26 protein-coding genes are annotated in these 23952 nt (G+C 42.3%); 5 read left to right on the forward strand and 21 right to left on the reverse strand.

The genetic code is table 11. The annotated features are described in order from the left end of the window. Positions 1-16 precede the first annotated feature (16 nt). The 4 genes from prfB to xerD form a co-directional block, all read right to left on the reverse strand. A protein-coding gene (prfB, locus tag PAUR_RS15905; protein WP_192508732.1) for a peptide chain release factor 2 occupies positions 17-1115 on the reverse strand; the annotation gives its coding sequence in 2 pieces (ribosomal slippage) (positions 17-1039 and positions 1041-1115; 1098 coding nt in all). A 121-nt stretch (positions 1116-1236) separates the two neighbouring features. Then, complete coding sequence (gene recJ, locus PAUR_RS15910) at positions 1237-2961, reverse strand: single-stranded-DNA-specific exonuclease RecJ (protein WP_192508733.1); 1725 nt, start codon at positions 2959-2961, stop codon at positions 1237-1239. A gap of 74 nt (positions 2962-3035) precedes the next feature. Then, a complete protein-coding gene (gene dsbC, locus PAUR_RS15915) occupies positions 3036-3770 on the reverse strand; it encodes a bifunctional protein-disulfide isomerase/oxidoreductase DsbC (protein WP_192508734.1) in 735 nt (244 codons plus the stop codon). 62 nt (positions 3771-3832) lie between these two features. Continuing rightward, a complete protein-coding gene (gene xerD / locus PAUR_RS15920) occupies positions 3833-4759 on the reverse strand; it encodes a site-specific tyrosine recombinase XerD (protein ID WP_192508735.1) in 927 nt (308 codons plus the stop codon). A gap of 80 nt (positions 4760-4839) precedes the next feature. Here xerD and fldB point away from each other — a divergent pair, with 80 nt between their 5' ends. Continuing rightward, complete coding sequence (fldB, locus tag PAUR_RS15925) at positions 4840-5361, forward strand: flavodoxin FldB (protein ID WP_192508736.1); 522 nt, start codon at positions 4840-4842, stop codon at positions 5359-5361. Positions 5362-5430: 69 nt separating this feature from the next. Here the strand turns inward: fldB and PAUR_RS15930 are convergent, their stop codons facing one another. After that, on the reverse strand, positions 5431-5937 hold the full coding sequence (locus tag PAUR_RS15930; RefSeq protein WP_192508737.1) for a hypothetical protein: 507 nt from the start codon (positions 5935-5937) through the stop codon (positions 5431-5433). A gap of 176 nt (positions 5938-6113) precedes the next feature. Next, positions 6114-6815: a tRNA1(Val) (adenine(37)-N6)-methyltransferase gene (locus PAUR_RS15935; protein WP_192508738.1), complete on the reverse strand. Its 702-nt coding sequence runs from the start codon at positions 6813-6815 to the stop codon at positions 6114-6116. Between the two features lie 68 nt (positions 6816-6883). Here PAUR_RS15935 and srmB point away from each other — a divergent pair, with 68 nt between their 5' ends. After that, entirely contained in the window at positions 6884-8116 is a 1233-nt protein-coding gene (gene srmB / locus PAUR_RS15940; RefSeq protein WP_192508739.1) for an ATP-dependent RNA helicase SrmB, read from the forward strand. Positions 8117-8143: 27 nt separating this feature from the next. On the opposite strand, the gene PAUR_RS15945 is transcribed toward srmB, so the two are convergent. Genes PAUR_RS15945 through PAUR_RS15955 form a run of 3 tightly spaced genes read right to left on the reverse strand, consistent with a single transcriptional unit; the run spans position 8144 to position 11057 of the window. After that, the gene (locus tag PAUR_RS15945; RefSeq protein WP_192508740.1) at positions 8144-9358 is read right to left on the reverse strand and encodes an NAD(P)/FAD-dependent oxidoreductase; all 1215 of its coding nucleotides are present in this window, start codon (positions 9356-9358) and stop codon (positions 8144-8146) included. Next, complete coding sequence (locus PAUR_RS15950; RefSeq protein WP_192508741.1) at positions 9355-10746, reverse strand: FAD/NAD(P)-dependent oxidoreductase; 1392 nt, start codon at positions 10744-10746, stop codon at positions 9355-9357. Before PAUR_RS15950 ends, PAUR_RS15945 begins: the two co-directional genes overlap by 4 nt. After that, the gene (locus PAUR_RS15955; protein ID WP_192508742.1) at positions 10743-11057 is read right to left on the reverse strand and encodes a 2Fe-2S iron-sulfur cluster-binding protein; all 315 of its coding nucleotides are present in this window, start codon (positions 11055-11057) and stop codon (positions 10743-10745) included. Before PAUR_RS15955 ends, PAUR_RS15950 begins: the two co-directional genes overlap by 4 nt. Positions 11058-11278: 221 nt before the next feature. On the opposite strand from PAUR_RS15955, the gene PAUR_RS15960 reads away from it, so the two are divergent. After that, positions 11279-12067, forward strand: a complete 789-nt coding sequence (locus PAUR_RS15960) for a hypothetical protein (RefSeq protein WP_192508743.1) — start codon at positions 11279-11281, stop codon at positions 12065-12067. On the opposite strand, the gene PAUR_RS15965 is transcribed toward PAUR_RS15960, so the two are convergent. From PAUR_RS15965 to yaaA, 3 genes are read right to left on the reverse strand one after another with little or no spacing between them, the layout of a single operon-like run. Next, positions 12064-13233 carry an MFS transporter gene (locus PAUR_RS15965; RefSeq protein ID WP_192508744.1) on the reverse strand — a complete coding sequence of 390 codons (1170 nt, stop codon included), beginning with the start codon at positions 13231-13233 and terminating at the stop codon, positions 12064-12066. The genes PAUR_RS15960 and PAUR_RS15965 overlap by 4 nt on opposite strands. A gap of 30 nt (positions 13234-13263) precedes the next feature. Further along, the gene (locus PAUR_RS15970; RefSeq protein WP_192508745.1) at positions 13264-13524 is read right to left on the reverse strand and encodes a hypothetical protein; all 261 of its coding nucleotides are present in this window, start codon (positions 13522-13524) and stop codon (positions 13264-13266) included. Beyond that, on the reverse strand, positions 13521-14300 hold the full coding sequence (yaaA, locus tag PAUR_RS15975) for a peroxide stress protein YaaA (protein ID WP_192508746.1): 780 nt from the start codon (positions 14298-14300) through the stop codon (positions 13521-13523). The genes PAUR_RS15970 and yaaA overlap by 4 nt, the downstream gene beginning before the upstream one ends. A gap of 258 nt (positions 14301-14558) precedes the next feature. Between yaaA and tal the strand changes: the two genes are divergently transcribed. After that, positions 14559-15509 (forward strand): transaldolase, encoded by a 951-nt coding sequence (gene tal, locus PAUR_RS15980; protein ID WP_192508747.1) that lies wholly within the window; start codon positions 14559-14561, stop codon positions 15507-15509. 214 nt (positions 15510-15723) lie between these two features. Continuing rightward, complete coding sequence (locus PAUR_RS15985; RefSeq protein ID WP_192508748.1) at positions 15724-15915, forward strand: DUF3545 family protein; 192 nt, start codon at positions 15724-15726, stop codon at positions 15913-15915. Between the two features lie 71 nt (positions 15916-15986). On the opposite strand, the gene ung is transcribed toward PAUR_RS15985, so the two are convergent. The 9 genes from ung to PAUR_RS16030 are packed head-to-tail and all read right to left on the reverse strand — an operon-like array spanning position 15987 to position 23860. Then, on the reverse strand, positions 15987-16646 hold the full coding sequence (ung, locus tag PAUR_RS15990; RefSeq protein WP_192508749.1) for a uracil-DNA glycosylase: 660 nt from the start codon (positions 16644-16646) through the stop codon (positions 15987-15989). Positions 16647-16691: 45 nt separating this feature from the next. Next, positions 16692-17540: a cobalamin-binding protein gene (locus PAUR_RS15995; protein WP_192508750.1), complete on the reverse strand. Its 849-nt coding sequence runs from the start codon at positions 17538-17540 to the stop codon at positions 16692-16694. Then, entirely contained in the window at positions 17540-18172 is a 633-nt protein-coding gene (cobO, locus tag PAUR_RS16000) for a cob(I)yrinic acid a,c-diamide adenosyltransferase (protein WP_192508751.1), read from the reverse strand. Before cobO ends, PAUR_RS15995 begins: the two co-directional genes overlap by 1 nt. 8 nt (positions 18173-18180) lie before the next feature. Next, positions 18181-19656, reverse strand: coding sequence for a cobyric acid synthase (locus PAUR_RS16005; RefSeq protein WP_192508752.1), 1476 nt, complete (start codon positions 19654-19656; stop codon positions 18181-18183). A gap of 11 nt (positions 19657-19667) precedes the next feature. Beyond that, the gene (gene cobU, locus PAUR_RS16010; RefSeq protein WP_192508753.1) at positions 19668-20198 is read right to left on the reverse strand and encodes a bifunctional adenosylcobinamide kinase/adenosylcobinamide-phosphate guanylyltransferase; all 531 of its coding nucleotides are present in this window, start codon (positions 20196-20198) and stop codon (positions 19668-19670) included. After that, positions 20195-21016: an adenosylcobinamide-GDP ribazoletransferase gene (locus PAUR_RS16015; RefSeq protein ID WP_192508754.1), complete on the reverse strand. Its 822-nt coding sequence runs from the start codon at positions 21014-21016 to the stop codon at positions 20195-20197. Before PAUR_RS16015 ends, cobU begins: the two co-directional genes overlap by 4 nt. Then, a complete protein-coding gene (gene cobT / locus PAUR_RS16020) occupies positions 20961-22025 on the reverse strand; it encodes a nicotinate-nucleotide--dimethylbenzimidazole phosphoribosyltransferase (RefSeq protein ID WP_192508755.1) in 1065 nt (354 codons plus the stop codon). Before cobT ends, PAUR_RS16015 begins: the two co-directional genes overlap by 56 nt. A 33-nt stretch (positions 22026-22058) precedes the next feature. Continuing rightward, positions 22059-23048, reverse strand: coding sequence for a FecCD family ABC transporter permease (locus tag PAUR_RS16025; protein ID WP_192508756.1), 990 nt, complete (start codon positions 23046-23048; stop codon positions 22059-22061). Further along, positions 23045-23860 carry an ABC transporter ATP-binding protein gene (locus tag PAUR_RS16030; RefSeq protein ID WP_192508757.1) on the reverse strand — a complete coding sequence of 272 codons (816 nt, stop codon included), beginning with the start codon at positions 23858-23860 and terminating at the stop codon, positions 23045-23047. The genes PAUR_RS16025 and PAUR_RS16030 overlap by 4 nt, the downstream gene beginning before the upstream one ends. Positions 23861-23952 lie beyond the last annotated feature (92 nt).

Below are 23952 nucleotides of genomic sequence, written 5' to 3' on the forward strand. Positions count from 1 at the left end.
TAGTTTAGCTTGTTGATTAAAGGCCTGATTTCAGGCTAGCTTCGATAAATCTATCTAGGTCACCATCAAGTACGGCTTGCGTATTTCGATTTTCGACACCAGTACGTAAATCCTTAATTCGAGAGTCATCCAATACATAAGAACGTATTTGACTGCCCCAACCTATGTCTGACTTGGCGTCTTCTTGTGACTGCTTTTCTGCGTTCTGAGCTTGCATTTCAAGCTCAAACAACTTGGCTTTTAATTGCTTCATCGCTTGCGCTTTGTTTTTATGCTGCGAACGCTCATTTTGACACTGTACAACAGTATTTGTTGGTAAGTGCGTAATACGTACTGCTGATTCAGTGGTATTTACGTGCTGACCACCCGCGCCTGACGCTCTGTATACATCAATGCGCAATTCAGCAGGGTTAATATCTATTTCAATATTGTCATCAACTTCCGGATAAACAAACGCTGACGCAAATGAAGTATGGCGACGACCACTTGAGTCAAATGGACTTTTACGAACCAAACGATGTACGCCTGTTTCTGTGCGTAACCAGCCATAGGCATATTCACCACTGAAACGTACCGTGGCGCCTTTAATACCGGCAACATCACCATCGGTGGCTTCTACGAGCTCCACTTTAAAACCTTTTGCTTCACCCCAACGTAAATACATACGTAGTAGCATATTACACCAGTCTTGTGCTTCAGTACCGCCTGAACCGGATTGCAAATCGAGATATGCATCATTGTCATCGTGTGGGCCTGAGAACATTCTACGAAACTCTAGCTTTTCAAGGCTTGCAACCAAACCTGCAAGCTCCTGCTCTGCTTCATCAAAAGTTTCTTGATCTTCCGCTTCAACGGCCAACTCAACTAACCCTTCCACATCATCAGCACCGGCCACCAAAGTGTCAATGGTTTCAACCACAATTTCTAAAGCCGATTTTTCACGGCCTAGCGCCTGTGCTCTTTCTGGTTCATTCCATACTGCCGAGTCTTCAAGTTCAGCGTTAACTTCTTCTAAACGCTCTTGTTTAAGAGCATAGTCAAAGGTACCCCCGAAGCAGCTCAGTACGTTCGCGAATGTCCTTGATTTGGTTAATCACAGGATTCACTTCAAACATGCACATTACTCCAAAAATTTCACTACAATGATTGGTTATTGCACTCACCCAGCGGTAATCTGCAACAGCCTAATTGTTAAACGCGCCATACTAACAAAATTTGTTCCTGCTATAAATGTCTTTATGCCGTTATTGCGCTGATTTCTCGCACGATTAACTGTAATGTAAATTTACCGCGAAACTCATTGATATCTAATTGATACGCAACTTGTGCCAATTGCGCTTGATTATTAGGCCAAGCCCTTACATCAACATTAAATGCAATTGCATCGACTAATTTTCCTGATGAATGCTTCAACACCAATTTAAGGTGTTTTTCTCCAACAATACGTTGTTGAATTAATTCAAATTCTCCACAAAAAACAGGCTCTGGGAAATGCTGCCCCCAAGGGCCTGCTTGTTGTAAAAGCTGTGCGAAATCCATGGTAAAACACTCAGCAGGCAAGGCCCCATCGGTCAACAATACGCTCTGTTTATGCTCTTCAGACAACAATTTACTGACTGTGGCTTCAAAGACAAGTTTAAACTGCGCAAAACTGTCTTCATATATCGTCAAACCTGCAGCCATTGCATGACCACCAAACTTTAAAATTAAACCTGGATGTTGGGTGTTAAGCTGTTCCAATAAATCTCGCATATGTAATCCATCGATTGAACGACACGAGCCTTTTATTTCGCCATTATCACCTTGAGCAAAAATCACAGCGGGACGATGATACTGCTCTTTTAATCGACCTGCCAAAATACCTATTACGCCTTGATGCCAATCATCTTGATACAAACAAACTGCATCAGGAACCCCCTGACTACTTAACACTAAGCGTTCGAGCACCGAGTGTGCTTCTTGTTGCATACCTTGCTCTATTTCACGACGCTCATGGTTTAAACCATCAAGTTCACCCGCGATACGACGGGCTTGATTCATATCTTTTGATAACAAACACGCTATACCCAAACTCATATCATCTAATCGACCTGCAGCATTCAGTCTCGGCGCAAGTGAAAAACCAAAATCGCTTGCACTTAAACGCGCGGCATTACGATTGGCAACTTCAATCAATGCTTGAATGCCAGGCCTGGTTTTACCACTTCGGATCCGTGCAAGCCCCTGATATACCAACGTACGATTATTTGCATCAAGTGCGACCACATCCGCAACGGTCCCTAACGCAACAATGTCCAATAATGCGGCCAAATTAGGTTCAGTGTTTGTTGTAAAATAACCCTGCTCTCTCAACTTATTACGCAGCGCAATTAATAAATAGAAGGCAACTCCCACACCGGCGATTGATTTAGATGGAAATCCACAGTCATGTTGATTTGGGTTCACAATGGCATCTGCATTAGGCAAGTGCGCTCCCTGTAAGTGATGATCCGTTACGATCACGGTGATCCCTGCTTGTTTAACAAGATCAATACCTGCAATACACGAAATACCATTATCAACTGTGATCACTAAATTAGGTTTAAGCGCCACGATTTGCTCTGCTAAAGCAGGACTTAATCCGTACCCTAAACTAAATCTATCTGGTACCAAGTAATCGACATGCGTAAAACCAAATTGGGGAAGCCCTTCCATCAATACTGCGGTGCTTGTTGCGCCATCCGCATCAAAATCCCCCACAATCAATACGGTCGCGTTTCTAGCCAACATCTCTACAAGGATATTGCTGGCCTTATCCATATCTTTAAATAACTTAAAATCAAGTAACGTTTTTGCACTGTTATCTAATTCACTTGCGTCTAAAACGCCTCTCGTTGCATAAATTTGTTTGATAACAGGATGTAAGTGGGCGGGTAAATGACTATCTTCTACAAATGGGCGAGTACGGATCTCTGTGTTCATTTAACATCTCAAATTTTTTAGGCAACAAAAAAGGCCTTACGGCCTTTTCTAATTATAGAATGAGTATACCAAACTTAAGATTTTTTGCTGTTCTCTTCTAACGCTTTAGACAGTGCTGCTGCAGGCTGATAGCCTGGGATCAACGAGCCATCTTCTAAAATAATCGCAGGCGTACCTGTGATACCAAAGCTTTGGCCTAGTTCATAATGCTCCGAAACCGGCGCACTACAGTTTTCAACTTTAGCAACTGTTTGTCCTGCTTTAGCATCTGTCAGTGCTTGTGCTGCATCTTTTGCACACCAAACATTGCGTAAGTCTTCATAACCTGACCCACGTAAGCCTCCCCGTGGGAACGCCATATATTTAACCGTAATACCTGCGGCCAAATAATCATCTAGCTCACGGTGTAACTTACGACAATAGCCACATGTAATGTCTGTAAATACCGTTATTTGGTGTTTTTCATTTTCAGCTTTATATACAATCATCGAATCTTGATAATCGGCAACACCTTCTTTGCGTAATCCACTCAACGCCCCTTCCGTCAAGTTCTCACGGTTTTCAAGGTCAATCACCGTACCCTGAATAAGGTACTTACCATCCGCGCTCGCATATAAAACACCTTTATCGGTGATCACTGTTTTAATACTTGGGATTGGGCTATCTGATATACTTTTAACTGTCACACCTAAACCAGAAAACTGCTCAATAATAGGGTCAGCCAACAATGGGGTTGGTGTTTCTGGTATCGTATTCGCTAAAGTTGAAAAGCTACACGCCAATGCGGCAGCTAAAATTAGTTTTTTCATATTCTGCTCATTAATTATTATGCGGTTACCCACTAAGACCGGAAAACCTCTAAAAAATTCCACTATGCTCTGGGATGATGTTGCTGATGTAACGATTTTAACCGTTCACTGGCAACATGGGTATAAATTTGTGTCGTCGATAAATCACTGTGACCTAGCATCATTTGGACGACACGTAAGTCCGCACCATGATTAAGCAAATGTGTTGCAAAAGCATGACGCAACGTGTGTGGTGATAATGGCGACGTTACATTAGCCAAAATAGCATAGTGTTTAATACGATGCCAAAAGGTTTGTCGAGTCATACCAACTCCTCGCTTTGATGGAAAAACGAAGTCAGTCGCATGTTTTATCATTTGCGGTCGACCCAGCTTCAAAAACTGTTCGATCCAATGCAATGCTTCTTCGCCCATAGGTACCAATCGTTCTTTACCGCCTTTTCCTCGAACCAAGACAACGGCTTGTCGCAAATTCACTTGTTCAATACGCAACCCGACCAATTCAGTTACGCGTAATCCCGTAGCATATAAGAGCTCCAGCATCGCTTTATCCCTGAGACCCAAAGGTTCATCAACCTCAGGAGCATCAAGCAAAGCTTCCACTTCTAGCTCTGTTAATGTTTTAGGTAGCGACTGTATTATTTTGGGTTGCGCAATACTGAGCAATGGCGTCGCTGTTATTTTTTGTTCTTTTACCCAATATAAAAAAAATCGTTTTAGTGCACTAATTGACCGTGCTGTGCTACGTGACTTCAGCCCTAGGTCAACTCGATACGCTAAATATGCTTCAATATCGCTACTTTGCACCTCCATCAAAGAAATGTCTCGCTGCGACTTTATCAAAAACTCGGTAAACTTGCCTAAGTCAGATCGGTATGCTGCTAAAGTATTGTCACTCAGCCCCTGTTCTAAAAACAAAGTATCTAAGAATGCCTCTATATAGTCATCATTACTCGATATATGGGTATTGTCGTTGGGAAATTCGCTCACAGGCTTCCTGTATCAATTTTTAACATCATAGGGTAGACTTCGCGCCTATCATAACAGTCAATTAGAAAGTGATAAATACAATGCAAATAGCGTTATTTTATGGTTCAACAACCTGCTATACAGAAATGGCAGCTGAAAAGATTCGTGACATTATTGGTGAAGATACAATTTCATTACATAACATCAAAGATGAGCCATTAATAAATGCAGAGCAATATGACTTTTTAATTTTAGGCATTTCTACATGGGATTTCGGAGAACTTCAAGAAGATTGGGAGTCTAGCTGGGATGACATTGAAAGTGTGAACCTTACAGGCAAAACCATTGCGTTATTCGGTATGGGTGATCAACAAGGCTATGGTCAATGGTTTCAAGACGCTTTAGGCATGCTACATGATAAAATACAGCCTCAAGGTGTTAATTTTATTGGTTATTGGCCCAATACAGCTGACTATGAATTCGAAGCATCAAAAGCACTCACTGAAGATGCGAGTCACTTTGTAGGATTGGCACTCGATGAAGACAGTCAGTATGAAAAAAGCGATGAACGAATCGCCAGCTGGATAGAACTGATAATGACCCAATACGGCGATTCACTATAGCTCTCTCACTGAATGGTTTTTCATTCTGTCATACATTCGGGCCATTTTATGTAACGTCTCCCAATGCAGTTAAACCGTAGCGGGATCCGCCCATGATACTTCTCGGATCCAAGTCTTGAGTGCCGGAAAGTCTTCAATAGAATCAATCATCTCCCATGCGGCTAACAATGGTTGGCCGTACAATTCATTCTTTTCAAAAACCATAATCAGATTCTCACTGGACCCTTTGTAACCACCTGGGTGTAATACGACACTGGTTGGCAGACCGATATGTTGAATAGCAGCCACGGACCATGCGATTGCCGCAATTTCCTCACCCTTCATCCAGTTTTTATTACTGCGACTTTTGTATACATCACCACTTAACAAGTGGCGCTCAGTCGGCTCACATACGGCGATATGGCCAGCCTCATGTAATATATCACCGGCATAACTCAATTTTTCAACATCAATCAGTAATACACCTTGCTGTAACTTCAAACCGGGTAAAAACGTATCACTTGTTAAACGACTCAGCTGAAAGGGTACCTCAATAGTTTCTAAAAATGTCAAAATCTTGCGTATGGTCTGATCCATCAAATATCCCCTTCACGTTATCAATCAAAATTCGCATTCTATGCTATTTTGAAGCACTTCCTCTTATAAATAAAGTCATTGTAAGATCCTGTAATTTTAGATAATAATAAGTTATCTATAATTATTTCTCCTATATTTACTCAGTGTTATTGATGATAAATAGAATAGCGTTGTCATTACATCTTCAAGTAAAAATCCCGACATAATGCAATATACTCCGGTGTATAGGTATTATTGCTATTACGCACACATAGCGCACTCATCAGTGTTGTATCACACGACGTTAATGAAAATTCCATAAGGCGACGACTCACTGGTTTATTTGGTGTCATTTTTACATTGCAGACTCTGTGTAAATATAAGCCCATCACACGGCCACATTCGATAAAAATATCAGCTTCAGAACAAGGTAAAATGACCGTCAAAGTACTCTTTGCATGGCTCACTTGAATATAAGCGCTGAGTAATTCACTGAAACTCAAGCCATCAGTATGTCGCGCTTTATTTCTTTGCTTATCAGGGCTTTTTAGACTGTTGTTAAAATATGGAGGGTTGCTAATAACGCAATCAAATGTATGATTTGATTCAAATACTTGAATTGCACATTGATGAACCATAATATCAGGCCATGGACTCTGTGAGATGTTATGCCGCGCATCATTAACTGCCTCCGCATCAATTTCAACAGCATCAATGATTAAGTCTTGATTACGCTGTTTACACATCAGCGCCAATAACCCAGTGCCTGTTCCTATGTCTAATAAACGCTGTGCACCTACTAAATTAGCCCATGCCCCCAACAAAATACCATCAGTTGATACCTTCATGGCGCTCTTGTTCTGTTGAACCTTAAACTGTTTAAATGCAAAGCTAGTCATTATTCACCTTTTCGAAAATCACCATCACGCGTATAATTGAGACCATTGTCCTTTATTTATGATGTGCTATGCAATTTTCTGAATTTGATCTTGATACCAAAGTGTTGAACGCGATTGACAAAATGGGTTATCAATCCGCTACCAGTATACAACAGCTGGCAATTCCTGAAGCGTTAATCGGGCGTGATATATTAGCCTCCGCCCCAACTGGTACAGGGAAAACCGCTGCATTTTTAATCCCTGCAATTCAGCATTTGCTTGACTTTCCTCGTAAAGACCCTGGTTTTGCACGTGTGTTAATAATGACACCAACACGAGAACTTGCTTATCAAATACATGAACAATGCCAGTTACTCGCTGCAAACACACACTTGAAGATTGGTGTGGTAACGGGAGGCATTAACTATGGTACACATAAAGAGATCTTTGAAAAGAACAATGACATTTTGATCTCAACACCTGGTCGGTTGATGGAATACCTTGAAACAGAAAACTTCCACGCAGAAAATGTTGAACTGTTGATTCTAGACGAAGCTGACCGCATGCTTGACCTTGGTTTCAAAAAAGAAATGCTCCGTATTTGTGAAGAAGCCAAAAACCGTCGTCAGTGCTTTTTATTCTCTGCAACATTAGAAGGCGATAGCGTTGAATTATTTGCTGAACGTATTTTAAATGATCCGGCTTTACTGGAGGCAGAATCATCTCGCAAAGAAAAAGCCAAAATACACCAATGGGTGCACTTAGCGGATAACTATACCCATAAACTAGAATTACTACTGCATTTATTACAAAGTGAAACTGAAGTACAAAAAGCCATCGTATTTGTAAAGACCCGAGAACGCTTAGAACAACTTGTTGGAGAGCTCTATACGCATGGCGTAAAAACCACATGGCTACGCGGTGAAATGCCGCAAGATAAGCGTATGACCGCCATGGCCAATTTCCAAAGTGGCCGCACGCGTATTTTGATTGCAACCGATGTTGCAGCCCGTGGTATTGATGTTCCTGACATTACGCATGTTATTAACTTTGATTTGCCACGCACAGCAGATGTGTACGTTCACCGCATTGGTCGTACTGCTAGAGCTGGTAAAAAAGGCACAGCCATCTCATTTGTCGAAGCCCATGACGTAGCCATTTTAGCCAAAATTGAGCGTTATATTGACTTAGGCCTTAAACGAAGAGTGATAAAAGGCTTAGAAGCACAAAATAAAGAAGCGCGCCCACCGAAGAAGAAGAAAGATCCGCTCAAAATGAAAGCGAAAAAGAAAGCAAAAGCCAAGATCAAGAAAAAGAAATAAATATGAAAGGCCTCTATGAGGCCTTTTTTATTCTGCAGTAAAAAAACGCGTCACACTAAATGGCGTTAAATCTAATGTAGTGTCTTGTCCTGTTACCAGCTCGGTGATCAACTGACCTGTGATAGCTGAAGTCACAATGCCTGTTCGAAAATGCCCACATGCATTAATGTATCCTGCAATGCCAGGGACATGACCTAATATCGGCAACTCATCTGGCGTACCAGGGCGTAACCCAGCCCAACAGCGCTTTATATTACTTTCTTTTAAGATAGGTAAACATTTTAATGCCCCTTGGGACAGTTCGGTAATTTTATCCAAACTATTTGTCGTATCAAAGCCCTTTTCTTCCGTGGAGGAGCCAATTAAAATTTCACCATTATCTTTTTGCGCAATGTAGCAGTCACTGGTACTGATACAACCATTGAGTACTTTCGGTAAACGTTCAGACAAAACAATTTGTCCTTTCACTGGGTATACTGGCATGTGCAACCCAGTTGCCTGATTAAACAACGTATCAGCCCATGCACCAGCAGCATTAATGAGCGTGTCACATAGATACGTTTCTTCATTGGTCGTCACACCAGTGACACGATTTCCCTCGCGTAAAACCGATGTCACTTCATTGTTTAAAACCAGTTCAACACCATTTTGTCTTGCCCCTTCGATGTACGCATCCACTAGCCGATAAGGATTAACTTGATGATCACAAATAAAATCTATTGCACCAATCGCATCCGGTGTGACATAAGGCTCTTCGGCTTTTAACTGTGCTGCATCTAACCACCGAACTTGATCAGCAAGATGAGGAATACCGCTGGTAATTTGGTCAGCATAAATACGATCATCTTCGTTATACATGATGAACTTTAGCCCCGTGCGCTCAAACTTAAAATCGACACCATGTCGCTCAAGCATTTCTTGATGAAGTGCCGGATACATAGCGTTTGAAGTTAAGGCGAACTCAAAGAAACAATCTGGCAACTGGTGAGGCCGCATAACAGGGATCTCTTTGCCTTTTGCTTCACTTTGCAACTTAGATAAAGTTTTGAAAAAAATAACGCCACAACCTAACCCAACAGATTCACCAATAGCCCATAATCCACCAGCAGAAGCTCGCGACGCGTTCCCCGGTTTTTTTATATCGATGAGTGCAATCTTCAAATCCGTATCTCGACTTAAAAAATAGGCACACGCGGCACCAATCACACCGCCTCCTGCAATAACAATATCGAATTTTTTCATTCGTGCTCTTCCAAAAAAGTAAATGGGATTGGATCTAATGGGAAACGTGGTTTAATAGTCCCAATATCATCTATACACCCTGCTTGATGTAATCTATCTACCGCATAACTTGAACACGTTTTACCTTGGCAATCTCCCATGCCAATGCGCGTACGCATTTTCAAGCTTGTAATATCTTTAACACCTTGAGCGAGTGCAATATCGACTTGTGCACGTGTTGTTTTTTCACATCGACACACAATCGTTTCCGGTTGGGCAAGTGCCATTAAACCTTTTTGCCGCGCTGAGAATCGATCAAAACCATACCGAAATCGCTTAATTCGATCTAACTTCCTCATCACCTTTCCAGCATGCTGTGCCGCCTGTTTCGCATTGAGCACCCCTCTGCGTTCAGCAATGCGTATGGCTGCGATTTGTCCTTCACAAATCGCGGCATCAGCACCCAATAACCCACTGCTATCACCAGCGATATATACATTTTTTACATTACTATGTTGCCAGCGATCTAGAATCGGAATACTGCCACTGACATTACTATATTCATGCTCAACACCCAATAACATCGCCAATTGACTACGCGCCACAAACCCATAGCCAACCCCAACAGCGTCGACTTCTATGGTTTTAGTATTTTGCAAATCGGCTTGCCACTGAGCATTGTAAGGCGCAACAACCACGCTACTAACTGAATGGTCTCCTAGTGCTTTAACAACCCCCCAGCCATAGTGAAAAGGAATATCGTGCTTTTTCAAATACCCCATCATGCTTAAACCAGATAAAGTGAGCTTGGGTTTATTGAGTAAAGCAACGGCTTCTTTGGCTAATTTACCAAATTGACTTGCTTCATAGACACCAGCGACTTCAACCCCTGACTTATGTAATTGACACGCAACTAACGGTAATAGAGGCCCCGTTCCCACCAATGCCATTTTACTCCCTGGCTTTACCAACCCACTTTTGAGTTGTAACTGCACTCCTCCCATCAACATCACCCCCGGTAGCTGCCACCCTTGAAACGGAATACTCCTTTCATGACAGCCCGTGGCTACCACAAGCTCTTCGTAGGCTAAATTTTCTAACCTCTCATCTTTGCTTACCAGTAAGTTTTTCTTACCTTCAGGCCCCAAAACTCGTGTATTCGTCAATAACCTAATATGTTTCACATTATTATCATAACGCCTTTGTAAGGCCGCCATGGCGCGTTTTAAATTATCGTCTAGATGCGGCAATGTTAGTGTGCTACGTAATGGCCCTCGATAAATCACCCCGCCAATTTTTGATGCTTCATCCACGACTGTACTCGTAATACCAAACTTTCCTAGGTGAGCAGCTGTCGCGGTACCAGCGGGGCCGCCGCCGACAATGACCACAGGGTGATTATGTGTCATTTTATCCCCTCTTCGAAAAATCGATTCACCAGCGTCTCGACTGTCATTTGTGGCTGAACAACCGTTTGACAAGCACGCTTTTTAAATCGTTTGTTCACTTTTACATGACAGCAATGGCATACGCCCATGCCACAATACGCCCCTGAAACACCTTGATGGTCATTCACCATCAACTCCTTATGCTCCGTTGCGAGCAAAACCGATAAAATAGTTTCCCCTTCGCTTACCGCAACCTTTTGATGATTTACGGTTATTTCAAATGACGGTGATGTGATGGGCGTAATGTCCTTTGTTCGCCTTAAACATTTCATAACTTGCCTCTGCTAAATAAATTATCTTGAATAAATTTTAATTTACTCTTCGATGCGCAGATTAATAACAATAAAAACAAAAAACAAACACATTAATTACGTAAAATTAACTTTGTTGCGATTTGTTGATCTAGATCTTGATTTACTATTATTTATCACTGTTTACGCGGTATATTAACCAGCTGAAATGATGATACAAAATCCTAAGGACAACATAAAATATGGAAATTTCTAGCCACCAATTAAATTTACTGTGTGGTGCGCTTGCACAGTTACGTTTACAGGCTGATTTAATCTTAGCGCCCAAATACCCTACATTTGCAGGCAAACCATACCCACTTGGTCGCTGTAAAGAAATTCGTGATGAAGTATATTTGTTGTTAAAAGACCAGAATAGCTACAAAAAACATCCCGTTTTAAACCTCCTCAAAACACAGGGGCAAGCGTATCCAAACATAAAAAAAGTGTGGGGTTCACTGCGTGACGAGTATTTTCAAAATGCCATGATAATTGAGCAATGGTATATAGATGTGGCCAATGATACGGTCGATGCAAATAAGCCAAGAGTCGAAATGGTTCTGTCATCTCATGCTGGATTTGGCCCCATCACCAGCTTTACCCAATTTGCCAATATTGCCCGGCCATACTGGCAAGTAGATTTATATCGAAATGACGTTTGCCCTGCATTGGCTCCTTTTCTGCCTATCGTATGTGTCGGAAAGAATAACGTAAGTTGGCTTGCCGCTGCCAATGACGACATGCTCAATTTAGCAATGCAAAGCGAATTTAAAGCATCTGAAGATATTTTAAATAACCTGCCTCAGCTACCTATGAATATTCGTAACAAATGGCAAGCACTATTGACAAAACACGCTGCAACACAACTACTTACATCAGAAGGTCAAGCTGTGACTTTTTGTCAAAAATATAGGGCACAGTCATTACATTTAGACCTGTCATTTAGAGACAACATTGTTATTGCATATAGCCAATTACCAAAAGGTGTTTAAGCTACCTCAAGCACCTTTTGCTGCACAGTACTAAACCAATATATAATACCAAGCGCTAATATCATGATAGGAATTGTCCACATATTTAGCGTTTGCCATCCCACGACAGCTTCTAGCCATCCCGCACCTAAAGATGATATTGCCACCATACTAAATACCAAAAATTCATTACTTGCTTGTGCCTTTGCTCGCTCACAAGGGTGATATGTCTCACTGACCATCTGTGTGGCAGAAATAAACATAAAGTTCCATCCTATTCCCAGTAAACACAAGGCAAACAGAAAATGTTCATGGCTCACACCTTGTAAATTAACTATACAACACAGCAAAATAATCAATGCACCCACCGCCATTATTTTGGCTTGACCAAATCGCTCAATTAACTTACCAGTGAAAAATGAAGGTACAAACATCCCCAATACGTGCCACTCGATAACCAATGCAGACTCAGCCAAATCAAACCCGTGGCGATGCATCGCCAACGGCGTAGCCGTCATCAATAAATTCATGATGGTATAACTCAACATGGCAATCACGACCGCAGTAATAAATTGTGGTTGAGCCACTATCTCTTTCAATGATCGCGCGCTTGCGTTACTACTTGTTTTTGCCACCTCATTAAATGTCACGACTTGTAATAAACACAGAGCTAATAAATACAAGCCACTCAATGAGATAAAGACATTAGCATAATTTAGGCTCGGGAAGTTATTTGTCACCCATACGGCTAAATTGGGCCCCAGTATTGCGGCAATAACGCCACTGGCCATTATTGTAGATATTGCCGTTGCGGGATTATCGCTCGCTTCAATTGCTGCAAAACGATATAAGGTTGCAAATCCAATACCTACCCCGATTAACAACGTCGCCGCACAAAATAGTAAAAATGCACTTTGGCTCAATGCGACATAACCCAAAAATGTGCCAATAAGCCCAATGAAATTACCAAAGCTAAATCCCCAGCGACGGCCTATTTTCGCCATCAGCAACGATGCTGGAATCGTCGCGATTAATAACCCGAACATTTGTGTAGCAACAGGCAAAGTTGTTAATGCTGCTGACGGACTCAGAGCTTGCCCCACTAAAGCTGCAATGGTGACTAACAAAATATTACCCGTCGTAATTAACCCTTGGCACATAGCCAATAACAACACATTCTTATTCATTGCATTCTTTACCGTTGTTAAGCAAGTATTTTACCACCCCATACTGGGTGTTGGCTGGCTATTTGGATCATTTGGCGATACACGGCAACGATTTAATGCTTCGAAACACTTATCTAGGCAGCTATTCTGCTGTGCACCCGGTATCGATGTATCATCACGGCAGTAATTCGCACAATTTGCATGTGCTTGCTCACAGCTAACCGTACCATTTGTGACCGATGTGCCAAATTGAGCACTACACCCTATTGCCGTTAATACAATAAATATCACTATGACACTTTGTTTTATCATGCTTGCTCCGCTCTTAGAAATACAGGTTCATTGGCTTTCATTGTCGCTTCTTCACTGAAGTAGTACCCTGCTACATTAAACGCTTTTAGTGCTTCTAAGCTCGTAATATTTTGTTCGATTATGTAGCGTGCCATCATGCCTCGTGCTTTCTTTGCATAAAAGCTAATCACTTTAAATTGGCCGTTTTTGCAATCTTTAAAAATAGGCGTAATAATTTCCGCGTTGAGCACTTTTTTATTGACGGCTTTAAAATATTCATTGGATGCTAAATTGACCAACTGAGAAGCTTGCTGCGCTGCCAATGTTGCATTTAAATTTTCAGCAATGGTCGTGCCCCAAAACTCATACAGGTTCTTACCTCGGCTATTCTCTAATTTTGTGCCCATTTCTAAACGATACGGCTGCATTAAATCCAGTGGCCGCAATACTCCATATAAGCCAGACAATATACGGAGAGTGTTTTGCGCATAATTAAGCGCGTCATCACTCAAACTCGTCGCATCTAATCCGGTATAAACATCACCGTTAAATGCCAGTACAGCCTGTTTCGCATTATTTGCAGTAAATGGTTGCGACCATTCACTAAATCGCGCGGCATTTAACCCTGATAGCTTGTCGCTAATTTTCATTAAGCTGCCTATCTGCTGCGGTGACAAGGTTCGACATACTGCCATTAATTCTTCGCTATGATCGAGTAATTGCCCTTGTGTATGGCGTGAAATATGCGCAGGAGTATCGAAATCTAAATTTTTTGCAGGAGATATTACCGTGATCATGGCTAGCCTATTGACTTGAAAATTGTTTAGTGTCAATTTCAACACTATCCCCGCAGGACTTCAAGCTTTGAATAACCCTTGAATCTCTAAGGGATAGCCCTAAATTCGTGTAATGACCCGCTAGCTCCTTCTGGTTGCGCTTACCTTGGTCTGTATCTGTTTAGATACGGACAATTGACCTATTAAAGCTAATCACAGTATTGCAACATAGCGGAATTACACTTTTATATTTGCTGCAAATAGGAATGAGGACAGCTAATGACATCAGCACTAGATAGGCTTAAACAGCATTCATCCATTGTTGCCGACACCGGCGACATCGAAGCCATACGTAAGCATCAGCCTGAAGATGCAACGACCAACCCATCGCTATTACTCAAAGCAAGTGAAATGCCTGCATACCAAGCTTATTTACAAAAAGCATGGGACTTTGCCAAAAGTAACGAAGTAAACCCAGAGCAACAAGTAGAACTCGCCTGTGATTATTTTGCTGTACTCATTGGTAAAGAGATTGCCGAGATTGTGCCAGGCTATATATCTACCGAAGTGGATGCTCGCTTGTCTTTCGATGCACAAGCTATGGTTGCTAAAGCAAAAACATTGCTTAAGCTCTATGAGCAAGAAGGTGTGAGTAAAGACAAAATACTCATTAAAATTGCTTCAACTTGGGAAGGCATAAAAGCCGCGGAGCAACTTGAAAAAGAAGGTATTAAGTGTAACTTAACCTTACTATTCAGCCAAGCACAAGCGCGTGCCTGTGCCGATGCAAATGTATTTTTGATTTCACCGTTCGTTGGCCGAATCTTAGATTGGCATGTGGCGAATGGTCTTGAGAAGCCTACCGATCCACTTAACGATCCTGGTGTACAATCTGTTTGTAGTATTTATGAGTTCTATAAACGCCATGATTATAAAACCGTGGTTATGGGGGCGAGTTTCCGTAATACTGGCGAAATCATTGCGCTTACCGGGTGCGACAAGCTCACCATCAGCCCTGGACTACTTGAAGAACTTGGCAACCTAACCGATGCACAAGAATACTTGCTAGAAAGCAATTACCCTGTGGAAGCTAAACCTGCGCCGCTAACTGAAGCCCAATTCCGCTGGTTGCATAACCAAGATGCCATGGCGACTGAAAAACTGGCTGAAGGCATTCGTTCATTCGCAGATGCCCAAGAAACACTTGAGACACGCTTTAAAGCGCTATAAACCACCCAGTTTATCTACCTCAAAAAAACGCTGCCTATGCAGCGTTTTTTTATTCTACCATTTTGACCTTCATCAAACTGTCACTTTATTTTAACCTAGATGACACATAGTTGTTTTATTTTTAGCCGTGTTGTGATATACCAAAGTTGCTTGTAGTGCAGGCATGCACACTGAGCTCGCGTTATTGAGGTTAATAATCAATTAGGAGATATTCATGGATAGCCTAGACGATATGATTGAACTACTAGAAGGTCCTGAAACAAAAAAACGTGCCTCTCAAAAAAGTAAAAAACGAAAGTGGCGTGAAATCGAAGCGCTGAAAGACAAACAGCGTCTTCGCAAAGAACTACAGGAATTAGACTACTTTGCAGACAACCTAAACTTAGACGACTTAGATTTGGTCTAAGTCCATAAAAAAGGCTCCGATGGAGCCTTTTTAAATACTAAAAACCTAAAAAATCAGCCTATCTAGCTTCTTCATACTTGCCAATCAATCACTTTTTTACCCATCTTTATCAACAATTGATTCGTTTTAGAAAAGTGGCTACACCCGAAAAAGCCTCGATGTGCAGACAAAGGGGATGGATGAGGCGCATGCAGTACATGATGACGGTCAGTATCAATTTTTTTGCCCTTTTTCTGGGCATGTGCACCCCATAATAAGAAAATTGTACCTTGAGTGTGTTCATCAAGGTGTGCGATAACTGCATCTGTGAAACGCTCCCACCCTAGCTTTTTGTGAGAATGCGCAGCACCTTGCTCAACGGTTAATACGGTATTGAGTAACAATACCCCCTGCTCTGCCCAAGGTAATAAGTAACCATGTTGGGGAATCGTAAAGCCATTAATATCTTGCGCGAGTTCTTTATACATATTCGCCAATGAAGGTGGCGGCTTTATACCTGGCAGTACTGAGAAGCATAAGCCATGTGCTTGATCCGGTCCATGGTAAGGGTCTTGCCCAAGAATAACGACTTTGACTTGCTCTAGTGCGGTGGCATTTAACGCCTCAAAAACATGCTGCTCCTGCGGATAAACAATCACACCTTCCGCACGACGCTGAGCCACATAGTCCAACGTCTCTTGCAAATAAGGTTGCGCCTGTTCATGTGCCAGTAACGCTTGCCAGCTATTCATTAATACCCCCTTCTTTTATAAAGTGTACAACCAAAGCTGATCACCTTATTTCACCTGTGCTTGATAAAAAGCCTTTGATGCCAAAATTTTATCACACATATCTGTCACCCCATCAAGCACACGCGTGCTATAACGGTGTAATAAGTCGGCATTCACCGTTATAAATTGGTCATACGCTACTGCGGGGATCTCCGGCCACTTATACCAATCCACCATTTCAACCTGCTTCTTGGTTTTTTCATCAGGGACAATGATCACTTGAGGGCTTGCTTTAATCACATTCTCGATACTGATTTGTGGGTAATCAGTGGCATTATTTGCAAATGCATTCTCTACACTGCACACCGTCAATAATTGATGGATCCAAGTGTTTTTATTCACCGTCATCATAGGCTCAGGCCAAAGTTGATAAAACACTTTAAGAGAAGGTGTGTCTGCGTAGCGCCCTTTTATCGCATTAAATTGCGCTGTAAAAGCACGTGCCGCCCCCTCTGCCTGTTGAACGTTTCCCGTCAACTGACCAAATAAACGCAGTTCGTCTGCGACCTTATTGATGTCTTTGGCTTCGCTATACACCACTTTAATGCCCAGCTTTTCTACTTTCTCTAAATCAATTTTTTTACTGCCTGTTTGCCAAGCAATGACTAGGTCAGGTTTAAGCGCCAATAACTTTTCAAGTTGAATACCATTATAACCACCAATTCGCGGGATCTTGTTTGCTTGCGCAGGAAAGTCAGCGTAGTCAACAGTCCCCACGATTAAATCACCCGCGCCTACCGTGAATAAGTTTTCAACAATATGAGGTGCTAAAGCGACGATACGCTTTGCCTCAGCAGCTTGGCTATTAACGCTGATGAGTAATAGCATCAAAAGTAAAGAGCTGTAACGTCGCATTAAAAATCAAACCCTTTTTGCGCTTTGATTCCTGCTTCAAAAGCATGCTTTACGTTGCGAACTTCACTGACCGTATCAGCAAGCTCTGTTAAACGCCGATGTGCCGCTCTACCTGTGATTATCACTGACTGCATTTTAGGACGATTTTCAATTGCAGTAATGACCTCATCTAAATCAATATATTCGTAGGTCACCATATAGGTCAATTCATCAAGTAAAACCAGATCTATACTGTCATCTGCTAACCAAGCTTTCGCTTGAATCCAGGTGTCTTGTGCTGCTTTCGTGTCGGTAACACGGTTTTGCGTTTCCCAAGTAAACCCTGTTTTCATCACCGAAAATGGCACCCCCGCTTTTTCCAGTAAATTGCGCTCTCCACACTCCCACATACCTTTAATAAATTGTGCTACTGCCGCATTCATACCATGGCCAACACAACGGGCTACCGTACCAAACCCAGAAGTCGACTTGCCTTTCCCATTGCCAGTAATCACTTGAAATATACCTTGCTCTGTTTGTGCAGCCGCCACTTTTGCATCAACACTTTCTTTTACTTTCTGCTGACGTTTCTGGTGCTTATCATGCCTTTCCTGTTGCGACTGTTGTGTATTCTCTTGCTTATTTGTACTCATAAAGCCCTCTATTGACCATATGTTATGGCGGTGATTTTTGGTATATCTAAATATTGTTCACATACATCGGCAAGACGCTCTAGTTGTGCCTCGCGATGCGTATTGAGATCAAACATTGTATTTTGTAATTGGCCATTGCTCGCCCAGCCTAATATTGACTGGGCAGCGCAGGCACTGTCGAACAAGCCATGTAAGTAAGTACCCGCCATCTGATTATCATCAGAAATAAAACCATCATGCTCGTAACCATTGGGATGATCTGTAAAAGATAAAAGAGGCTGACACATCGCAGGGCCAGTACTGTACCCACAATGGATTTCATAACCCGAAATACTCACCTTTTCGTCATCTAGATGACATTTTCCGCTGACTTGCGTCAACACTTTATCCGCGGTTAATACCGTTTTGAACTGTGCTAACCCTAGTCCCTGAATTTCTGTTACGCTTGATTCTATCCCTAACGGATCACTGATGGACTCACCCAACATTTGCAACCCGCCGCACACCCCGAGCACTTTACCACCATAGCGTAAATGGCGCTTAATCTCCTGTGACCAAGTTTCTGACTGTAAAAAAGCCAAATCACTGATCACGTTCTTGCTACCTGGAAGAATGATCAGATCAACATTACCAATCTGTTGAGTATGACGTATATAGCGCAAATCCACATTGGGGTGTAGACGCAGTGCGTCAAAGTCAGTGTGATTGCTAATATGAGGGAATAATAATACAGCAATAGTGAGCTGTTTCTCTTCGACGACATTATCCATAGCAACCGCATCTTCGGCATCTAAATTTAATGCATGTAAATACGGCAATACCCCTAACACTGGTTTTCCTGTACGCGCTTCTAACCAATCAAGGCCAGATTGCAACAAACTGAGATCTCCACGAAAGCGATTAATGACAAACCCTTTTACGAGGGATTGCTCTTGCTCACTGAGTAACATTAGCGTGCCTACCAAATGTGCAAATACGCCCCCTTTATCGATATCTGCGATAATAATAACTGGGCAATGAACCTCAGTAGCAAACCCCATATTTGCAATATCATTTTCTCGTAAATTGATTTCTGCGGGGCTCCCTGCACCTTCCACCATAATCATATCGAATGAGGTCATTAAGCGAGTATGCGATTGTAAAACAGCCTGCATAGCCACTTTTTTATAATCATGATATTTCGTGGCTTCCATATTACTAATGGCTTTGCCGTGAATAATCACTTGTGCGCCAGTATCGCTGTTGGGCTTCAGTAAGATTGGATTAAAATCCGTATCAAGCGGAACTTTCGCTGCTACAGCTTGCAGTGCTTGTGCTCGACCGATTTCCCCACCGCATGGCGTCACTGCACTATTTAGTGCCATATTCTGCGGCTTAAAAGGTGCGACTTTACGATGTTTCCTAGCAAAAACACGACATAACCCCGCGACAAGGGTACTTTTACCAGCATCGGATGTGGTGCCTTGCACCATCAAAGTTTTCAATCGTTTTATCTCTATTTAATGCGTAAGGCACAGCCGGCCATAATAAATTCAACTCTATCCGCTAACTGTGCAATATCTTGGTGTAACCACCCAGACTGATCGACAAATACACGACTCAGCTCACCTAAGGGAACAATGCCATGTCCTACCTCGTTGCTCACTAAAATAATGCGCGCTTGGCTTTTCTCCAGCGCTGTTAAAAGCGCGGATTTTTGTTGCAAAAAAGCGTCTACCCCCTGTTCGCATAAACCATACGTTAACCAAAGTGTTAAGCAATCTACTAAAATACAGGTGTTCTTATCTGCATCCGTTATAACTTCAGGTAATGACCATGGTTCTTCAACCACTGACCAATTCTCAGACCTTGAAACGCGGTGGTGTTTAACCCGTTGCGCCATTTCTTCATCTTTTACTTGTGCCGTGGCAACATACACTAACTGGGATACCAAATTACTATGCAGCCATTGCTCTGCTTGGCGCTCGGCCAAACGGCTCTTTCCTGAACGGGCTCCGCCTAACATCAATACTATTTTTTCATTCATAACCATACCTGAACGCAAAAACCGTAAATAACCAATTCAGCGATTTGCTGTGCTGCACCGAGACAATCTCCGGTGTAGCCTCTTAATTGACTTTTAAACCAGGTAATACACAGAAAACGAGTAAGCCATAACACACAGACCAACAACAAGCACTCGATAAAAGAAAACAACTGAGTTAACCACATCAACAATAAAAGGCTACCAGCGCTATAATATAAAACCTTTAGGCTTTGCCGAGATAAAGCTTTTGCAACCGGTTTAACCTTACTTTGTGCATCTTCTTGTACATACGCTAACCTGCCAATAATACTGGTCGCCATTGCTCTGCTTAACGTATGAGCACAAATCAGTGCTGCGCTAACCCATAGCCAATGATCGGCCAACAACATAAGTAGTTCATATTTAGCTAATAACAGTAACACCAGCGATGTTGCACCGTAGGTACCTAAGCGACTATCTTTCATAATGGTCAGTTTTTGTGAGACAGACCAACCACCACCAAAACCATCCCATACATCCGCAAAGCCATCCTCATGGAAGGCCCCTGTTAATATTAACCCGCTCGCAAGCACGATGATAATCGCCATTGAATCAGGAAATAAAAACTGTAACCCACAATACAATAACGCCAATGCCGCACCAATAGCGCCACCCACAATGGCAAAATAGCGACTCGCTTCGTTCAACGCATTATCAGCAATCGGCATCTCAATGCTTACCGGTATTCGCGTTAAAAAACTCACCGCTAATAACAATCCTCGCCTATTCACCTTGTACAACCTGAGTAACTTGCGCGTCTTCAAAACTGGCCATGTCATTATATAAAGCCAGTGCACTTTGCATAATGGGTAAAGTGAGGGCGGCGCCGCTACCTTCACCTAAACGCAGGCCTAAATTGAGTAACGGTTTTACATTTAAATACTCCAGCATTTTTGCATGAGCTTGCTCACCTGAGCAATGTGCAAAAATCATATATTGCTGAGCATTAGGTGATAGCGCAATAACAATCATGGCCGCAGCAGTGGCAATAAACCCATCGACCACAATGACAGCTTGCAACCGTGCTGCCTGCTGCATAGCGCCCACCATTTGACAGATTTCAAAGCCACCTAAACAACGTAAAATGTTACGCGCATTGGTGAGCTTCGATTCATGAAGCACCAGCGCCTGTGCCAGTAGCTGTTGCTTTTTAATAACAACTTCGCCGCTCACCCCAGTTCCTTTTCCTACCGTTTCTTCTGGAGACAATCCCGAAAGCGCGGAAAAAATAGCAGCCGCTGAGCTAGTATTGCCAATCCCCATCTCTCCAAATGCATATACATTTGCACCTTTTTGACTTTGTAATGTCAGTATTCGCGCGCCAAGGGTAAGACCTTGCTCAAGCTGTGCTTCACTCATAGCTTCATATTCATGGAATGCTTGAGTTATATTGCCCAATCGTTGAGAAATCACCCCTAAATCAGCTTCTGGTACATTCAAAATACCACAATCTACAACACTCAATTGCCAACCAAATTGGCGGCACAAAACGTTAATCGCCGCGCCACCAGCTGCAAAATTAGCCACCATTTGCCCCGTCACCTCACTCGGTGCTATAGATACGCCTTGTGAGGCAATACCATGATCCCCTGCAAATACGATTAACTGGGGTGCTATAACAACCCATTTTTTTGATAAAAACTCAGCATCTGATGTGTGTTGAGAAAAAATATTCACCAACTGAAAAGCAACACATTCTAACTGCCCTAATGCGCCGAGTGGTTTGGTTTTTAAATCAATCTTTTGTTTTATTTGTGCTGAAAATTTATTATCTAATGGCTTTACCATATGTTTATTCTCATGATGTATTTCACAACCCAACTAGGCTGACCGCTTTCGAAACATCAGCAGACCTAAGAAAAAGACACTGCCAATTGCTGAAGTGATCACGCCAATCGGTAACTCTTGATTTTCTAATGCGACCCGTGCAATAACGTCAACCCAAATCATTAACAACCCACCACTCAACGCTGTTGCGAACAGCCCTAAAGTGGTCGCTTGAGACACAAAAAAACGTACAATATGTGGGATCATCAATCCTACAAACCCGACGCCACCACACATTGCGACTAACACAGCCGTTAACAACGAACTCAACAGCAACATACCTAAACGTAGCTTTTCAACGCTCACACCCAGAGTCGTGGCACTTTCATCACCCAGTAAAAGGGCGTTGATTGAACGACGTAACAGCAGCATCACCAACATGCAAGCACAAACCACAAAAGAGGGTAACCATAGCCACTGCCAATCTGCTCTGCTAAAACTGCCTAAGTTCCAAAATAAAATAGCGCTGATCGCCTGAGGATCGCTCCAATACAATAATAAACTTGTAAACGCACTGAACAGGAAGGACAACGCAACCCCAGCCAATAACATCGCCTCTACTTGAGCGGAGCCTCGCCCTTTTGCAATCAACAACAAGAGCGTCATGGCCAACAAGCTACCGGCAAACGCTGCCCCAGAAAACGCAAGACCAGCTTGAATGCCTGTCAGTGCGAACAGTAATACAACCCCAAAAGATGCGCCAGATGAAATACCAAAAAGATAAGGATCAGCCAAAGGGTTACGAGTCACCGTCTGTAAAATGAGCCCAGCCAACGCTAAGCCACTACCTGCAATAAATGCGAGAATAACGCGTGGCAAACGTAGCTCAAACACAATTTTTTGTGAGAAGTCATTTGCTTGATATTGCCAAAGTGCATTAAAGACATGCTCCCCCGTAATATCAATTGCTCCCAACTTCAACGCCATAAAAAAACTGAATACACAACCAAAGAACAGTACGCATATTGTAACGATACGCTTCATAATGCATATCCGTAATGATACCGAATATGTGGGACTTGCTCGATGCCTTCATAAGGGCATGACACAGAACTTACCGATGCACATACGCCATAAACATCCGCCAACAATTGTGCATTGAACACGTCGAGTGGTTTTCCATCAGCAACTAAAGCACCTTCCTTTAAAACGAGTATTTCATCGCACAATGCACCAGCAAGATTTAAGTCATGAAAAGAAGCGAGTACTGTGATGTTGAGTGATTTAGCAAGCTCCATTATTTGAATTTGATACTTCACATCAAGGTGGCTCGTTGGCTCATCCATAATCAAAAACACAGGCTGCTGTACTATCGCTCGTGCAATTAATACCCGCTGCTTTTCACCACCGGAAAGATAAGAAAATGGCTGGCGAGTTTTATCACTGAGACCTACTTTATCGATAGCACTGGCTACAGCCAATTTATCTTGTAAACTCACAGCACTAAATAATGACTTGTGAGGTAATACCCCCATTGCCACTACATCAAAAACACTCAAATTAAAATGGTCTGGGATCTCTTGTAACACCACTGCGACTTGCCTTGCGTAGTCTTGTCTTGAGTAATGGCATAAAGACTTACCTAAAAAGACAATTTCCCCCGTCGTTGGGGTTGTATATCGATATAGGCTTCGTAACAACGAAGATTTTCCAGCTCCATTAGGGCCAATTAAGCCAACAAACTTGCCTGTATCAATCGAGAAGTTAATATCACTGAGTATCTGATGATCATCAATTTTCAGCGCAAGATCACGTACTTCAATAACTTTCGTTTGGGACTTTTTAGCGTCTTCCACAGTGCCCCTTTAGCATCAGTTAAGCTTTAACAAGCGATTGAATAAATCAGCAGTGTACGCGTTATATTAAGGTGAGCAATATAAAGGAAAAC

The sequence above is a fragment of the Pseudoalteromonas aurantia 208 genome, assembly GCF_014858725.1.
Classification (GTDB): domain Bacteria; phylum Pseudomonadota; class Gammaproteobacteria; order Enterobacterales; family Alteromonadaceae; genus Pseudoalteromonas; species Pseudoalteromonas aurantia.

Excerpts from the sequence above, each read along its gene's own strand:
- recJ (WP_192508733.1), bottom strand. The coding sequence starts at position 2,961 with ATGAACACAGAGATCCGTACTCGCCCATTTGTAGAAGATAGTCATTTA.
- dsbC (WP_192508734.1), bottom strand. The coding sequence starts at position 3,770 with ATGAAAAAACTAATTTTAGCTGCCGCATTGGCGTGTAGCTTTTCAACT.
- fldB (WP_192508736.1), top strand. The coding sequence starts at position 4,840 with ATGCAAATAGCGTTATTTTATGGTTCAACAACCTGCTATACAGAAATG.
- PAUR_RS15930 (WP_192508737.1), bottom strand. The coding sequence starts at position 5,937 with ATGGATCAGACCATACGCAAGATTTTGACATTTTTAGAAACTATTGAG.
- PAUR_RS15935 (WP_192508738.1), bottom strand. The coding sequence starts at position 6,815 with ATGACTAGCTTTGCATTTAAACAGTTTAAGGTTCAACAGAACAAGAGC.
- srmB (WP_192508739.1), top strand. The coding sequence starts at position 6,884 with ATGCAATTTTCTGAATTTGATCTTGATACCAAAGTGTTGAACGCGATT.
- PAUR_RS15945 (WP_192508740.1), bottom strand. The coding sequence starts at position 9,358 with ATGAAAAAATTCGATATTGTTATTGCAGGAGGCGGTGTGATTGGTGCC.
- PAUR_RS15950 (WP_192508741.1), bottom strand. The coding sequence starts at position 10,746 with ATGACACATAATCACCCTGTGGTCATTGTCGGCGGCGGCCCCGCTGGT.
- PAUR_RS15955 (WP_192508742.1), bottom strand. The coding sequence starts at position 11,057 with ATGAAATGTTTAAGGCGAACAAAGGACATTACGCCCATCACATCACCG.
- PAUR_RS15960 (WP_192508743.1), top strand. The coding sequence starts at position 11,279 with ATGGAAATTTCTAGCCACCAATTAAATTTACTGTGTGGTGCGCTTGCA.
- PAUR_RS15965 (WP_192508744.1), bottom strand. The coding sequence starts at position 13,233 with ATGAATAAGAATGTGTTGTTATTGGCTATGTGCCAAGGGTTAATTACG.
- PAUR_RS15970 (WP_192508745.1), bottom strand. The coding sequence starts at position 13,524 with ATGATAAAACAAAGTGTCATAGTGATATTTATTGTATTAACGGCAATA.
- yaaA (WP_192508746.1), bottom strand. The coding sequence starts at position 14,300 with ATGATCACGGTAATATCTCCTGCAAAAAATTTAGATTTCGATACTCCT.
- tal (WP_192508747.1), top strand. The coding sequence starts at position 14,559 with ATGACATCAGCACTAGATAGGCTTAAACAGCATTCATCCATTGTTGCC.
- PAUR_RS15985 (WP_192508748.1), top strand. The coding sequence starts at position 15,724 with ATGGATAGCCTAGACGATATGATTGAACTACTAGAAGGTCCTGAAACA.
- ung (WP_192508749.1), bottom strand. The coding sequence starts at position 16,646 with ATGAATAGCTGGCAAGCGTTACTGGCACATGAACAGGCGCAACCTTAT.
- PAUR_RS15995 (WP_192508750.1), bottom strand. The coding sequence starts at position 17,540 with ATGCGACGTTACAGCTCTTTACTTTTGATGCTATTACTCATCAGCGTT.
- cobO (WP_192508751.1), bottom strand. The coding sequence starts at position 18,172 with ATGAGTACAAATAAGCAAGAGAATACACAACAGTCGCAACAGGAAAGG.
- cobU (WP_192508753.1), bottom strand. The coding sequence starts at position 20,198 with ATGAATGAAAAAATAGTATTGATGTTAGGCGGAGCCCGTTCAGGAAAG.
- PAUR_RS16015 (WP_192508754.1), bottom strand. The coding sequence starts at position 21,016 with ATGACATGGCCAGTTTTGAAGACGCGCAAGTTACTCAGGTTGTACAAG.
- cobT (WP_192508755.1), bottom strand. The coding sequence starts at position 22,025 with ATGGTAAAGCCATTAGATAATAAATTTTCAGCACAAATAAAACAAAAG.
- PAUR_RS16025 (WP_192508756.1), bottom strand. The coding sequence starts at position 23,048 with ATGAAGCGTATCGTTACAATATGCGTACTGTTCTTTGGTTGTGTATTC.